Annotated in this window: 14 protein-coding genes, 1 tRNA gene and 1 pseudogene; 12 read left to right on the top strand and 4 right to left on the bottom strand. The window is 61.2% G+C overall.

Going from position 1 to position 13,127, the window contains the following annotated elements; genetic code table 11:
* Nucleotides 1-6: 6 nt before the first annotated feature.
* From HMPREF2635_RS02790 to HMPREF2635_RS12865, 9 genes are all read left to right on the top strand, one after another.
* Entirely contained in the window at nucleotides 7-1,158 is a 1,152-nt protein-coding gene (locus HMPREF2635_RS02790; RefSeq protein WP_070821250.1) for a molybdopterin molybdotransferase MoeA, read from the top strand.
* Complete coding sequence (locus HMPREF2635_RS02785; protein WP_070821249.1) at nucleotides 1,155-1,625, top strand: MogA/MoaB family molybdenum cofactor biosynthesis protein; 471 nt, start codon at nucleotides 1,155-1,157, stop codon at nucleotides 1,623-1,625. The genes HMPREF2635_RS02790 and HMPREF2635_RS02785 overlap by 4 nt, the downstream gene beginning before the upstream one ends.
* Nucleotides 1,615-2,034 carry a molybdenum cofactor biosynthesis protein MoaE gene (locus HMPREF2635_RS02780; protein ID WP_070821248.1) on the top strand — a complete coding sequence of 140 codons (420 nt, stop codon included), beginning with the start codon at nucleotides 1,615-1,617 and terminating at the stop codon, nucleotides 2,032-2,034. Before HMPREF2635_RS02785 ends, HMPREF2635_RS02780 begins: the two co-directional genes overlap by 11 nt.
* Nucleotides 2,031-3,113: a ThiF family adenylyltransferase gene (locus HMPREF2635_RS02775; RefSeq protein WP_246824831.1), complete on the top strand. Its 1,083-nt coding sequence runs from the start codon at nucleotides 2,031-2,033 to the stop codon at nucleotides 3,111-3,113. The genes HMPREF2635_RS02780 and HMPREF2635_RS02775 overlap by 4 nt, the downstream gene beginning before the upstream one ends.
* Before the next feature lie 439 nt (nucleotides 3,114-3,552).
* Nucleotides 3,553-4,284 (top strand): DUF1648 domain-containing protein, encoded by a 732-nt coding sequence (locus HMPREF2635_RS02770; protein ID WP_070821247.1) that lies wholly within the window; start codon nucleotides 3,553-3,555, stop codon nucleotides 4,282-4,284.
* 4 nt (nucleotides 4,285-4,288) lie between these two features.
* On the top strand, nucleotides 4,289-5,032 hold the full coding sequence (locus tag HMPREF2635_RS02765; RefSeq protein WP_070510716.1) for an NAD-dependent deacylase: 744 nt from the start codon (nucleotides 4,289-4,291) through the stop codon (nucleotides 5,030-5,032).
* 61 nt (nucleotides 5,033-5,093) lie between these two features.
* Nucleotides 5,094-5,348, top strand: a complete 255-nt coding sequence (locus tag HMPREF2635_RS02760; protein WP_371326310.1) for a type II toxin-antitoxin system Phd/YefM family antitoxin — start codon at nucleotides 5,094-5,096, stop codon at nucleotides 5,346-5,348.
* 9 nt (nucleotides 5,349-5,357) lie between these two features.
* The gene (locus HMPREF2635_RS12870; protein WP_049156794.1) at nucleotides 5,358-5,627 is read left to right on the top strand and encodes a type II toxin-antitoxin system RelE family toxin; all 270 of its coding nucleotides are present in this window, start codon (nucleotides 5,358-5,360) and stop codon (nucleotides 5,625-5,627) included.
* 64 nt (nucleotides 5,628-5,691) lie between these two features.
* Nucleotides 5,692-5,970 (top strand): hypothetical protein, encoded by a 279-nt coding sequence (locus HMPREF2635_RS12865; protein ID WP_080975121.1) that lies wholly within the window; start codon nucleotides 5,692-5,694, stop codon nucleotides 5,968-5,970.
* A 529-nt stretch (nucleotides 5,971-6,499) separates the two neighbouring features.
* On the opposite strand, the gene HMPREF2635_RS02750 is transcribed toward HMPREF2635_RS12865, so the two are convergent.
* Nucleotides 6,500-6,587: transfer RNA gene (locus tag HMPREF2635_RS02750), tRNA-Ser, on the bottom strand.
* A 271-nt stretch (nucleotides 6,588-6,858) separates the two neighbouring features.
* On the opposite strand from HMPREF2635_RS02750, the pseudogene HMPREF2635_RS02745 reads away from it, so the two are divergent.
* A pseudogene (locus HMPREF2635_RS02745) lies at nucleotides 6,859-6,954 on the top strand (addiction module antidote protein, HigA family); the annotation flags it as partial.
* Nucleotides 6,955-7,056: 102 nt separating this feature from the next.
* On the opposite strand, the gene HMPREF2635_RS02740 reads toward HMPREF2635_RS02745, so the two are convergent.
* Entirely contained in the window at nucleotides 7,057-7,335 is a 279-nt protein-coding gene (locus tag HMPREF2635_RS02740; RefSeq protein WP_308409928.1) for a VOC family protein, read from the bottom strand.
* A gap of 187 nt (nucleotides 7,336-7,522) precedes the next feature.
* Between HMPREF2635_RS02740 and HMPREF2635_RS02735 the strand changes: the two genes are divergently transcribed.
* Entirely contained in the window at nucleotides 7,523-7,765 is a 243-nt protein-coding gene (locus tag HMPREF2635_RS02735; protein WP_141756288.1) for a hypothetical protein, read from the top strand.
* Between the two features lie 9 nt (nucleotides 7,766-7,774).
* Nucleotides 7,775-8,281, top strand: a complete 507-nt coding sequence (locus tag HMPREF2635_RS02730; protein ID WP_049156784.1) for an SMI1/KNR4 family protein — start codon at nucleotides 7,775-7,777, stop codon at nucleotides 8,279-8,281.
* Nucleotides 8,282-8,430: 149 nt separating this feature from the next.
* Here HMPREF2635_RS02730 and HMPREF2635_RS02725 read toward each other — a convergent pair whose 3' ends face one another.
* Complete coding sequence (locus tag HMPREF2635_RS02725; RefSeq protein ID WP_070510715.1) at nucleotides 8,431-11,682, bottom strand: hypothetical protein; 3,252 nt, start codon at nucleotides 11,680-11,682, stop codon at nucleotides 8,431-8,433.
* Nucleotides 11,682-13,040: an SWIM zinc finger family protein gene (locus HMPREF2635_RS02720; protein WP_070510713.1), complete on the bottom strand. Its 1,359-nt coding sequence runs from the start codon at nucleotides 13,038-13,040 to the stop codon at nucleotides 11,682-11,684. The genes HMPREF2635_RS02725 and HMPREF2635_RS02720 overlap by 1 nt, the downstream gene beginning before the upstream one ends.
* Nucleotides 13,041-13,127 lie beyond the last annotated feature (87 nt).

Genomic DNA, 13,127 nt, shown 5'->3' with positions numbered 1-13,127 from the left:
AACCCGATGCGCACCTATGAGGAACACCTTGCCGCCGTCCGCGCGGCCCTTCCGCAACCCCGCGCGGTCTCCACTCCCCTGAGCAGCGCCTTCGGACGCCGTGCCGCCGCCACGTACCGCGCGGAACACAACCTTCCACCTTTCGATAATTCGCAGATGGATGGCTATGCTCTTCCGACTACACACGGCGGCGCCTTCACCGTCGGCCGCACCATTGCGGCGGGTGATCCTCCGGTGGACCTCACCGAAGGCACCGCCCTTCCCATCATGACCGGCGCGAAGGTCCCTGAGGGCACCGCCACCATCGTGCCCGTCGAGCACTGCGAGCCCCCGCACTTCCCGGAAGAGGGCGCCACGGTCACCGTGCCGGCAGCCCCCGAACAGTTCATCCGCCGCGCGGGCTCCGACGTCACGGCCGGCACGCCCCTCATCAATGAGCACGCGCTTCTCGACGCCCCCTCCATCGCCACCCTCGCCTCCCAGGGCCTGGCCGAGGTCCTCACGTACGCGCCCGCCCGCATCCTCATCTGCACTGGTGGTGCGGAAATCGGTGGCGCGGGCGAGGCCACCATCCCCGATTCCAATGCGCCCATGCTCGCGGCCCTGGCCGCGCAATACGGCATCGAGGTAGCCGGCTTCGTGCGCACGAACGACGATCCTTCTGCCCTGCGCGCGGACCTCACCGAAGCGGTCATCACCCACCGCCCCGATGTCATCGTCACTTCCGGCGGCATCTCCCACGGAAAGTTTGAGGTCATCCGCCAAATCTTTGAGGAAGACGGCTGGTTCGGCCACGTGGCGCAGCAGCCCGGCGGCCCGCAGGGCCTGTCACGTTTGGGCGAGGTCCCCGTTGTCTGCTTCCCCGGCAACCCGATCTCCACGCTGGTAAGCTTCCGCCTCTACTTGGCCCCCGTCCTTGGACATGCCTCGGAGCCGGTTCGCGCACACCTTACTGAGCCCGCCGAAGGCCTCAACAACCGCGAACAGTTCCGCCGTGGAACTATCAGCATCTCCGACGGCACCGCCCAAGCCTCCTTCCTCGGCGGCACCAGCTCCCACCTGATGTCCCAGGCCATCGGTGCCAACGCCCTTATCCGTATCCCGGCGAACGCGCAGCTTTCAGCCGGCGACCTCGTGGAGGTGTTCCCGCTCTCATGACCCGACGCGCACTGGTTATCGTTGCCTCGACCCGCGCCGCCGCCGGTGAGTACGAAGACCGCTCCGGGCCTATCCTGGTGAACTTCCTGCGTGAGCAGGGCTTCGATACCCCGAAACCCGTCGTCGTCGCGGACGTCGACATCGACTCTGCGCTTACCACTGCCTTCGCCGATGCGCCCTCCGTAATCCTCACCTCCGGCGGCACCGGCATCACGCCGGATGACCGCACCGTCGAAGCGCTCACCCCGCACCTGGAGCGCGAGCTGCCCGGCCTGGCCCATGCCTTCTACGCGCACTCGGCGGCCATCCCCACCGCGGCACTCTCCCGCACGGTTGCCGGAGTCACCGGGTCCACTTTCGCCATGGCCCTGCCCGGCTCCACGGGCGCTGCCGAGGACGGCTGCGCGGTCCTTGAACCGCTGCTCAACCACATCATCAACCAGCTGGAAGGCATCAATGAGCACTAACTACGGCCTGCTCGGCGCGCATATCAGCGCCGAGCCCATCACGGCCCCCGACATCGCTACCCCGGAAACGGGTGCTGTCGTTTTATTCGACGGCATCGTACGCAACCACGACTCCGGCCGGGGTGTGAAACTCCTTACCTACACCGCGCACCCAACCGCCCAACAGGAAATCGAGCGCGTCGCCGACGAGGTCGCCGCCGCCTTCCCTGCCGTCCGCCTCTGGTGCGCGCACCGCACTGGACCACTAGAAATCGGCGAATCCGCCTTCATCCTTGCAGCTGCCTCCGCACATCGCAAGGACGCCTTCGAAGCAGCGTCGACCTGCGCCGACCGCGTCAAGGCGGAAGTCCCCATCTGGAAAGAACAGCTCCACACCGATGACACCACCACCTGGGTAGGCCTGGAATGAGCTCACGTTATGCACGCCAGGAAACCCTCTGGGGAAGCTCCACACAGGAACAGCTTCGCTCTTCTACCGTCGCCGTCATCGGCGCCGGTGGCCTAGGCTCGCCTGCCCTGCTCTACCTGGCAGGCGCGGGCGTGGGGCGCATCCTGCTTTTCGACGACGACACCGTTTCCCTCTCCAACCTGCACCGCCAGGTCATCCACACCACGGCGACCGTAGGCCAGCCCAAAACCGAATCCGCCGCTTCGGCCTTGAACGCCCTCAACCCGGAGTGCACCGTCGAGCAGTTCTCGCGCCTCACGCCCGATACCGCCTTAGACCAGCTGAGCGGCGCTGACCTCATCATCGACGGAACCGATAACTTCTACTCCCGCCACCTAGCCTCCTGGGCCGCCCATGAGCTGGGCATTCCGCACGTGTGGGCCTCGCTTCTGGGCTACGACGCGCAGCTCACCGTCTTCCATTCCGGTCACGGCCCAGTCTACGAGGACCTCTTCCCCACCGACCCGCAGGTGCCCTCCTGCTCGCAGGCCGGCGTGATGGGACCGGTCGTCGGCGTGGCCGGCTCCGCCCTAGCCGTCGAGGCGCTCAAGCTCCTCACGGGCATCGGCACCCCGCTCATCGGCACGCTGGGCTACTACGATTCCCTCGCCGGGACCTGGGAATACATCCCCGTGCGCGCGAACGGCGCCATCCCGGCGCGCCCCGACAACCCCACGGACATCCGCGTCATCCCGGAGGACGCCACGCTTATCGACGTCCGCACCTCCCCCGAGCGCGCCGCCTCCCTCATCCCCGGCTCGCAGCACCTCCCGCTCGATGACATCCTCGCTGGCCACAACCCGCCCATAGACCTCGCCGACCTCGCCGTCCTCTACTGCGCCAGCGGCCTGCGCTCCGCCCAGGCCGTCGAGGCCCTGCGCGCCCGCGGCTTCAGCAACGTCTACTCGCTGCGCGGCGGCATCGACGCCTGGCAAGAGCACATCTCCGAGCTCGAGGCCGAAGCCGACGCCGCCCACCGAGGCGATCTGGAGACCATCTCTCTCGAAGACCTAGAGGCCGAGCAGGGCGTGGCCGACTAGCTTCACGCCGCTCGCTGAGAGGTTTTCTAACCCCCTAACCCGGCGGCGCCACCCTCTCGACATCACTTTGGCTACATGGTCCCTTTAGTTTGGTCCCCATACTCTGGTCCCTACTCACCACAAAGGGACCTTTTACAGCCAGTTTTCTGCGCCCAAATGGTCCTTTTGCTCAGTGAAAGGACCAAAGTGAAGAGACCAATATGAAGGGACCATCTTTGCCCCCTTCATCGGCCAATCAGCCCCAAGAGTCAGTACTACTTGCCCCACAAAGGGTTCCCCTCACATGGTTCTGGTCAGAGGGTTTGTTTGCACCCAAACGAACCATCTACCTAGGCACAGGTGGTTTACTTGCCCCCAAGCGAACCTTATGACTGGAACCATGTAAGAATCCGACTCCCGCAGCGCAGCCAACAACAGGCCACCTTGTAAGCTCACTGCCATGAGAAGCCGCCAGTATTACATCGCTACCGCTGTGGTGTGTGCTCTCACGCTGGTGTACATGCTGCTGCGTTGGGACTCGGTGCCCGATCCCATCCCGGTCCACTTCGATGGCTCGGGCAACCCGGACCGCTTCGAGCCCAAATCTTTCCTCAACGCAACGGTCCTGGTGTGGATCGGCGTTGTGTTCGCCATTGCGCTGCCGCTGTGCGTGCCGCCGATCTCGCTGGCTCGAATAACAATGGATGTTCCGGCAGAGTCAGCTCTTCCGTTCTCCGAGGCCACGGCACAGCGCGCGGAGCTGCTCACTGGAAAGACCGCCACGTTCATTGCCCAGACAGTCCTCACCATGACGGCCTGCGTGTGCCTCACTACGGTCTGCACCGTCATTCCGGATATCCCCTTCTCGGGCTTTCTACTCGTGGCCGCGTGGATAGCCTTCACCGTGTTCATCATGATTCAGGGCGTCCGATTGACGCTGACATCTGCGAAGGCCGTGCAATCCATTCCCACCGACCATGATGAACAGGTTCGCAACACAGCACTCCGCTTTGCCGGTGGTATGGGCTTCTATAACGAGCCCACAGACCCCATGTGCATAGCTATCTTCCCCATGAATCCTTCGAAGCTGCAGATCAACACCGCGCACGAACCTGGCCGCCGCTACCTGTGGCGCATGGGCATCGCGCTTAGCGCATCCATAGCATTCTGCGTGCTCATCGACGTACTCTAGATGCATGGAGCACCTGTTTGAGCGCGCACACTCGATTCTTTCTGATGCCACCCACGTTGAGGTGTTCACCGGCGCAGGCATGAGCGCGGACAGCGGCATCGCCACGTACCGCGATGCGCAGACGGGCATCTGGGAGAATGTGGATCCGGTGGCGATGGCGTCGATAAGCGCATGGCGCAATGAATTTAAGCCTATGTTCGCCTGGTACCTGTGGCGCGCCCAGCTGGCGCAGCGGGCCGAGCCCAACGCCGGGCACCGCGCAATCGCCGCCGCACACGGCATGACGGTGACCACGCAAAACATCGATAACCTGCACGAGCGCGCCGGAAGCCAGGACGTGGTTCACCTGCATGGCTCCTTGTTTGCCTTCCGCTGCACCGACTGCGATACCCCGTATGACGGCAACATCGCGCTCCCGACAGAGCCAGTCGAGAGCATCACACCACCCGAGTGCCCCGTGTGCGGCGGGCTCGTGCGCCCGGGCGTGGTGTGGTTCGGCGAGGCCCTGCCCGACGACGAATGGGCCGAGGCCGAGCGCCGCATGTCCACCGCGGACGCGCTGCTCATCGTTGGAACCTCCGGCGTGGTCTACCCTGCCGCCGGCCTGCCGCAGATTGCCCACGCGCGCGGCATCCCCATCGTGGAAGTCACCCCGCAGCCCACGGACCTCTCGCCGCTTGCCAGCGTGGTGGTCACCGCCACCGCAGCGGAGGCGCTACCTCGCATCCTGGCGGGGCGGATCGGATAAACAGCAACCCGATATCCCGCGGCCCTTGCCCACCGAAATGTACAAGATGTACATTTGCAGTATGAAAACGATGTCAGTGGCATCCAGCCAATTCCGCCAATCCCAAAGCCAAATTCTTGAAGAGGCACAGCACACACCCGTCGCCATCACTAGTCGTGGAAGCCGGATTCGCGCTTTTGTCGTCTCTCCTTCATTTTTCGCCCGCGCAGTCGAAGCACTAGAAGATCGTGAGGATGTTCAGGCGGCAGAGATTGCCCGAGGAGAAGCCGTAGAGATTTCACACGAAGACCTCAAAAAAGAACTCGGACTCACCTAATCGCCTTCTATGGCTAACTCCACTTATCACATCACCTATAAGGCATCCGCAGCCAAGGAGCTACGCAAGCTCGACAGGCCGACACAGAGGCGACTACTTGCTGCAATCGAAGACTTAGCCGTTACCCCTCGCCCGGATGGAGTAAAGAAACTAAAAGCTTCAGATGACCTGTACAGAATTCGAGTCGGACACTATCGCGTGGTTTATGAAATCCTAGACGGAAAGCTCGTAGTCCTCGTCCTGCGCGTTGCTCACCGACGAGATGTTTACCGGAAATAGGCAAAATTCCTCTCAGATAAACTAAACCGGCCAGTCATTCCGCCCCTCGAGAGGAGATGAATCCATGCTCTACCTTGTTCCAGGAGCCTTAGCGGGAATCGTCTTTTATGCCATTCTCACAGCAGTGAGCTGGGCCATCGAAAAAGCCTGGCCACAACGACGTCTAGGCGCACATAGCCGGTTGACCCTCCACTGCCTTGCCGCAGTTGCATTTTCAATTTTTCTCGCCTTGCCTGGCGGCGGCGGAAACTGGGCCACCCACCTGCAAATTAGCGGGTTCCTACTAGTGGGATGCGTTCTGAGCTGGGTGACTGCAGCGATGAACAACGGAGACAATGCCTGACGCCGTAGAGCGATAACTTCCCTTAATCGTCATTCCTCACATCCCTAATGCATACAAACCCTGTGAGTTGTTCTCCGGGGAGGCATAAGGGCTTCTTCCCTGCATTTTCTCTTCGCTCATTAACGGAGAAAACGAATTGAGCGAACTGGGGAACAATCTGTACCGATGGAAAAAGCTCCCTTAATTGGTGAGTAATACGCCATCCCGCGTCGTACCATCGAAATCTATCGAATTGGTCCTTCCAACGCAGACGCTGGCGAAAGCTATCGGGTATCTCGAGGAAATTCTGCTGAAACTCCTCCGTCCACTCAAGGATTTCGCGTCCCAGATCGGACTCAATTCCTAAGTCTTCAGGAAGATAGAATCCGATTCTATTAGCCCCAGAAACTATGAGTTCTTTAGACGGCCACAGCGAGCTTGGGTGACTGTACTCTGGGCGGAGGAATATTTGCCGATTGGCCATGGAACTAGAATAGCCCAGTGCCACTGCTCAATATACGCAAGATTTTGGTGTAATCACCAAAACAATTGGCGGAGGCGGCGGGATTTGAACCCGCGGTGAGTTTCCCCACGCTGGTTTTCAAGACCAGTGCATTCGGCCGCTCTGCCACGCCTCCTCGTCACGCGTCAGCATGCACCGCGCGCAACACGTTCAGAGTACTAGACTCCGGCGCGGGAGAAGAATTCGGCTCATCTCGTTGAGCAATGGCCAAGCTATGGAGTTCAAACTTGATGCTTAGCGTTATGGGGGTAGGTCCGTTAAAGCGAGCGAGTGGGGTCAGGCAACAGCGCATATTCAGCGTGACTACACCATCACGGAGCCAGAGGAGGGTGAAATCGTTGACTACCACTAACAAGCTTCCGCCAGTGCACCCGGGGGAGGTCCTCATGGAGGACTCCATCGAGGGGTTCAGCATCACGCAGAACAAGCTCGCGGTGCCGATCGGTGTGCCTCAGCGGCCGAGCAAAGAGATGGTGCACGGCTAGCGGTCCATCACCGCCCTGCTTCTGGGGCGCTCACCGAGAATGCATGCCGACGTTGATGACGTTGCCTGATCCGTCGCGGTAGAAGAAGCGCGTAACGCCCTACTCTTCGGTCGTGAGAGGGTGCACGATCTCGCGACCTGCCTCGACAGCGCGACAGTAGGCGGCTTCGACATCATCGACGAAGATTGAGACATCGGGATTCTCGCGGGCTGTGGCATCTCTCGTGAGGAGATTCAGCTGACAGCCTCTGGAATCGGCGAGTGTGACGATCCAGCCGTGATCCATCACCACCTCGAGACCGAGGACCGCAGCGTGTTCGTCGACGCTTCTGCGGAGATCTGCCACCGTGAGGTTGGGGACGATGCGTTCGATGTTCATGCCTTCACGCTTCCAGCTGGAGGAGTGCCAGTCAAGAAGTTATTCAGCTACGGAACGTGGTGGAGTTCAAGTTCAACGTGTAGCCGAGTGCGTCGTTCAGCCTCTGGCTGATCGGCTGAATGGCCGCTTGAGGGCGGCCCCGGAGTTCGCCGGGGCCGCCCTTTTCGTGTGGGGGGAGCCGGTTGGCATGAGTGACAGGTGGTGTGCATGGCTCGGATGGAAGGAGGAATTGGACGGCTCGGGTTTTTCTGCCGGCATGGCCTTCCTTGCCGATGGCAATCGCATCCGCGCCTCCGAGGAAGCTCTGTCCGGCACCGCCCTTGTTATGCTGGCGGGCGACGATGCCGTCCAACTTTGGAACTGCGAACTCACTGAGGTTCAGCTCGTCGAGGTGGTTTTCGTCGACCAGTCTCCAGTCACGGATGAGTAGGGGAAAATTATGAGGTTGATTGAGACCAACGAGGTTTTCAGTTCTCTTGAGCAGCTTGATCCCGCCATCAAAAACAAAGGCAAGATCCCTGACATCGATGCAACGTACACCGAGTTCATTCATCGATATGACGGGGTAAGTATCACGCCGGACATTGTTCTGTATGGCTATCAGAAGGTCCTCGAGTGGAATCGGCGAGCACGTGGCGACGGCTTGCCCGAAGATCTGTGGCTTATCGGGCAGTCGGGGCAGGGCGATGAGTGGTTCTTGAGTGCACGGCGCAAGACAGTGTTCTTCTTCGACCACGACCAGGGGGAATACGGAGGGCCAGAGAGCTTCCTCGATTTGAAGATCGATTTCACTGGTTTTCTCAGGATGGGGTTCCTGTTGTCGGAGCTGGAGGAGAAGCTTGCCGAGGGACAGGAGATCGATGACCACGAGCAGGAAGTTTCGGACCTTCTGAACAGCATCGATCCGCAACTGAGTGAGAGGTATCCCTTCAACTATTTTGAATGATTGCACCTTGGTCTCAGCTCACGGTCGTTAGCGGGGGCGCGATGTCGACGCCTGTGGCAAGTGCGCGGGTGTGGGCGTCCTTGACGGCATCGACCAAAACGGAAGTATCGGGGTTCTCGGGAGCTGTGGCGCCGAAAGAGCGTTTCCAGTCACCCCAGGGACGTGACTGTTCCGAAGGCCTTGTCCAGCACTCGGGCTTTCTTCAGTGCTGCAGACGAGCCCTTCTTCGCTGCCAACGCACCGATGCCGTCCCACGCGTCAGCCGGTATGTATCCCCGGCGGGTGGCTTCGAGCAGGATCTCGGCGTGCAGTGTCACAACGTCGAGGACACGGTTCACCCACGTGGGTACCGTCTCCTGGTTTCCGGCGAACCACAGGGGTTCGCTCAACGTTGGCCACAGGAACGGCAGCATTTCAGGCTGTTTTTCCAGGGTGTACACCACCCGCGCCGGGCTCCACACCTCGTGGTACGGCAGCAACCCGATCGTGGCGGCCTTCACAGCAGCGGAGCCGTACGCCTCTTTTTCGGCCAATTCTTGTAGTCGTTCCGCTGCCCATTCCCGCTTCTGGTGGACGTTGTCGGTGCGAACCCCTGTGTAAGCGATCAATACCGCAATAAGCGCGTCGGAAAGCTCAGGTGTAGCCTCGCTCCGGTTTCTGGAATCGTCTGCAACCAGGGCGTTGCCGTCCCAATAGAGCCAGCTTTCCTTGCCTTCCGGCTCGTCCTGGTTCACGCGCTTGGAACTGGCCTGCCTTTCTTCCCGGATTTCAAGGAACAATCTGGTCAGGCTTTTAATCTCGAATACGGACGCCGGGTAGCTGGGAACAACCATGTCGAATTGCAGGTGGGGCTGCTTTGTGTTCGAACCTGCCTCGCGCAGCGAATACGTCGCCCCATCCGGGATGTTCGGCTTGGTCCCGGCCGCTGCCGGCCAGATCCGTTCGAACAGCGCTACGTCGAGCGCAGGCGTAGCAGGCTGCGGAGGTTCCACCTGCCGATCGGGCAGTTGCTTGACGACACCCCTGGCCGCGTCAACCGCCTTTGAAGAACCTTTCCGAGCCGCGAGCGCGCGTACTCCCGGCACCTCCAACGCTGACGCCGGTGCAACACCCGAGGTGACCGCAGCCAGCACCTCGCCAACATAGTCTTGCATCGCCTGAGCTGCCTCGGCGGTGCCTGCCAACATCCGCGGGGCTTTGAGAGAGGCGACGAGCACGTCGTCCAACACCGGCCAGACAACCGACAACATGCCGCGATCCGCTGCGTCGCGCAACGACTCAACAAATGATGCGATGTTGCTCAGCTGAGCATCCCAGTCGAGGTAGTCGATGTCAGCAACGCCGGGCACTAAAAGCCCGCGCTCCCAGGCTTCTTGTAGCGCTAACGCTGACTCGGTGGCATACTGCGGGCGTCCGTGACGTTGAACGGCCAGCAAATTCACCGCCCCGCCCGGCCCAAGCGGCTTGGCGCTGCGAGCTAACTGCCGAGCCATGACCGATGCATAGTCCGGGTAGAATCGTCGATCAAGGTCGATATTCAGGGCATCACCCCAGTTGGGGAATACCCCGAAGCAGTTCTTCCGGTTATTGACGATCATATTGCAGTCCAACCCAACCAACGACTTGGGCCAGGCCAAGTTGCCATTGCGGTCTGACAAGGCAAAAGGCGCCTCCATATCGACGAATGGTCTCTTCAGGTAGGACATGATCACTTGGGCTGTGTTTCGAAGTAGCAGCCTGCCGTTTGCCAGCTTCACCGGAACCTCGGGCAGGCTGGCTTTAGCGTCCGCCTTCGTCACGTCGAGGCGAGCCAGCGCCATAACCAGGTCAGCCTGCAGCACCGGGACGCCCGCGGCCGCGTACTTTTCCAAGGACGCAACCAGATCGTCGAACTCGACACTCAGATCAACCCGCGATGGTTGCGATAACAGACAGGGGATCTGCCCGAGGTGGTCAAACGTGCTTTCAATACGCATGTACCACAAGAAACTTCCCGCTTGCCAACGGGGACGCGCCGGGTCCCCCGCCAACCAGTTACGGACGACCTGTGCCCAGAGCACCGACGAGATCCCACTGAGCGCCCTTCGGGTGTCGTCCAGGCTGTGGTTAGCCAGTGCGACCGCCAGCGCCAGGAATCGTTCTGCGTCCAAGTCGAGCACAGCAATGTCACCGCGAGATGTCAACACTCGAAGCGCTTCGGTCAACGCCTCCGGGGTGACCTCATCCACTTCAAATCGTGGGACGTTCCACAGCTGTGGAGTTGGCTGCCACAGCCCGGTGACCTCGGGCTCTTCGCTTGCGACCGCGGGGGTCACGTTCCAATTCGCCAGCACCGCCTCGGCCAGCTTCGCCGTGGCTTTGTCGCGGGACTGGGCAAGTTCACTCAGTCTGTCGTATAGCAGTTCTGCACTCGCCTGCCCCGGAAAGTCGCGCTGCTTCAAAGCAGTCAACACTTGTCGCACTGCCTTCTGTGTCTTCACGTACAGGCAAGCCAGAGCCACTTCTCCCACCAGGTCGTCGGCTACGTTCGCGATCAGTCGAGGGCCGAAGCTCTCGACGATCGGCCCTTCGCCGTGACTGAGGACGGGGATTAGCGCGTCGGTGCGGGCGACCAGTTCATCGTCGGTCACCGCGATGTCGTTCACGATCAACGACGTGAGTGCTTTACGATCACCAGGACGCACCGCCGCATCCAAAGACGCAAAGAGCTGCTCCATCCCCGCGCTGCGCTCGATTAGCCCTGCTTTGACCGCAGCGGAAAGAAGCTTGCCGAAGGTCCCCGTCATCGGTGCTCCCGAACGCAGCGTGGCCTGCCAGTGCTCGTCAAATGAAGGGCGCAGTTCTTCAAAGGTCGGGAGCGCATGTTTTTCAGGCCATGGGATTTCGGCGACGTCACCGGTAAGCGCCGCAAGCGCCACCACTGCCCAGTCTTTGAGGTAGTCGATTTTTTCCGGGACAGCTAGCCCGAGGTCGCACACCAACCGGACGGCCGCCGCCCCATGGGCGGACAGGGAGTGCTCAGACGCCCTCAGGAGCGGCAGGCACACTTCATCAATGAACTCGGCGGCGTAAGCCTCGCCGCGTTGGGCGACACACCTGGCCAAAACAACATCGTCGGCATGCTGCAGCAGCCACAATGCCCTGTGCGGGATTACACCGAGCCGCAACTCAAACAGCGCCAGCATGGTTTCATCGACGTCCACCGCGCTGATCCAGCCGTAAGTGTCCGGCCCGACCTTCCCGTACTCGCCCCAGTCGCCGGTTCTCAGACCGGCTAAGGCCACCTTCTGTTGTTCTTTCGTGCCGAGCGGCAGCGTTGGCGCATCGGCGACATCAGCCTTGTCCCAACCTAATTCGCGGAAGATTTCAACGGCCTCATGCAGCCTCGGATTCACTGTCATTAGAGTCCTTGTCGTTCGGTGGGGCTGGTCGATTGCATCAGCATGACGGCGAGAACGTGCTTGCACGGACCACGGTCGCCAGCATGTGAGAGATACCAGGTGCAACTGCAAGTGGCACCCTTCTCTGGAACATCAGCATCGGGGCCGAGCCGCACGCCGTATTCAGCGTCGCCTGATGTGACGGTCCAGGCATCCGAACCAGCGCTTCGCACGGCGCCGGCGGACACGAGCTTCTGTGCTGCGGTTAACCGTGGATTGTCTTTTTCCACCCGTTCGGGCGTGTCAGGTAGTTCGCGGTGGAAATAGGCTTGGTCGTTGACATCCCACCCCACGCGACCAGAGGCTGCGAGCACTGCCAGAGCGGCTTTCACTCGAGACTCGGGAAGCGCGGTGTCCTTGGCAAGGCGGTGTACATCAATGATCGGCTCAAAGGCCAACATGGCGCTCACCAGGTCAGCGTCTTCCATGACGTTCGGTTCGGCCAGCGATGCCAGCAAGGAGCCTTCGCCGGAGTACCCGCGCCATTCTTTATCAGTCAGCCCGAGGGTGAGCCGAGCGTCCGGAAGCAGCAGCGTGATCATCGCGCCAACGGTGTGCTCGTCGGCGGGGCCGTGGACGATGAGCCCTTGCGTGTGCGGCAACAGCCGTTTTAGGGCGCTTAGCCGCTGCAGACCACTGACCAGCACCGCTCCCGGCGTCGCCACCGCACTGACCTTTACCGCACCACGGGATGAGGACAGCCAGGCTGAATGCCCGGACGAGCTCGCAGGGGGCAATCCTGCAAGGAATCGGCGTGCACCCGAGGCCGGCACCCGGAACGCCTCGACGAAACCTTGTTGTGACTGCGCCGCGTTGCCTAGTGCAGGCACCCAGCGTGACGGCATTGTCACAGGACGCTCAACCGTGGACGTCGTCAGCGTCGCCGCCCGCAGACCCTCTGCGCCGACGTCGAGATGCAGAAGTTCGTGGCGCGGCAGATTGGACAGCATCACCCTGGACGCGGGGCCGATGTCGACGTTGGTCGTGCCACGCCCGATGTCACCGCCGTCAAGGCCTGAGCCCATCACCTCGAAGCACGCGTAGACGGCGTTGCACCCCGAGAAACACTCGGCCCGCAGACGATCGCCGTGTGCGGAAAGAATCGGGTCACGCTCCGCCATCGGGGTGAAGTTGTAATAGCGGGTGGCGGTGATGTCTGCGAGTGTTACGAGCCCGCGTGCGAGCACCTGCGGGTGGGTTGCAAATCCATGGAAGAAACTGGGGGACGCGTTAAGACCATCAGGCTCTAGCCCGGGCGCGAGTGCGAGCGTCAGCCGGTCATCTACGAGAGTGGTTTCTCTGGAGAAGGTCCTTACCATTTAGTCCTCCAAGCCAGTGCCCCTTGTCAGTGGCAAGCCGTATTTGCCGCTCAGCTTACATGACCTCGCGTGAGGTTGCCGGATGGT

The organism is Corynebacterium sp. HMSC035E02, assembly GCF_001836065.1.
Taxonomy (GTDB): Bacteria; Actinomycetota; Actinomycetes; order Mycobacteriales; family Mycobacteriaceae; genus Corynebacterium; species Corynebacterium hiratae.
The sequence above is the reverse complement of the archived record's forward strand: the minus strand, read 5'-3'. Positions and strand labels throughout refer to the sequence as shown.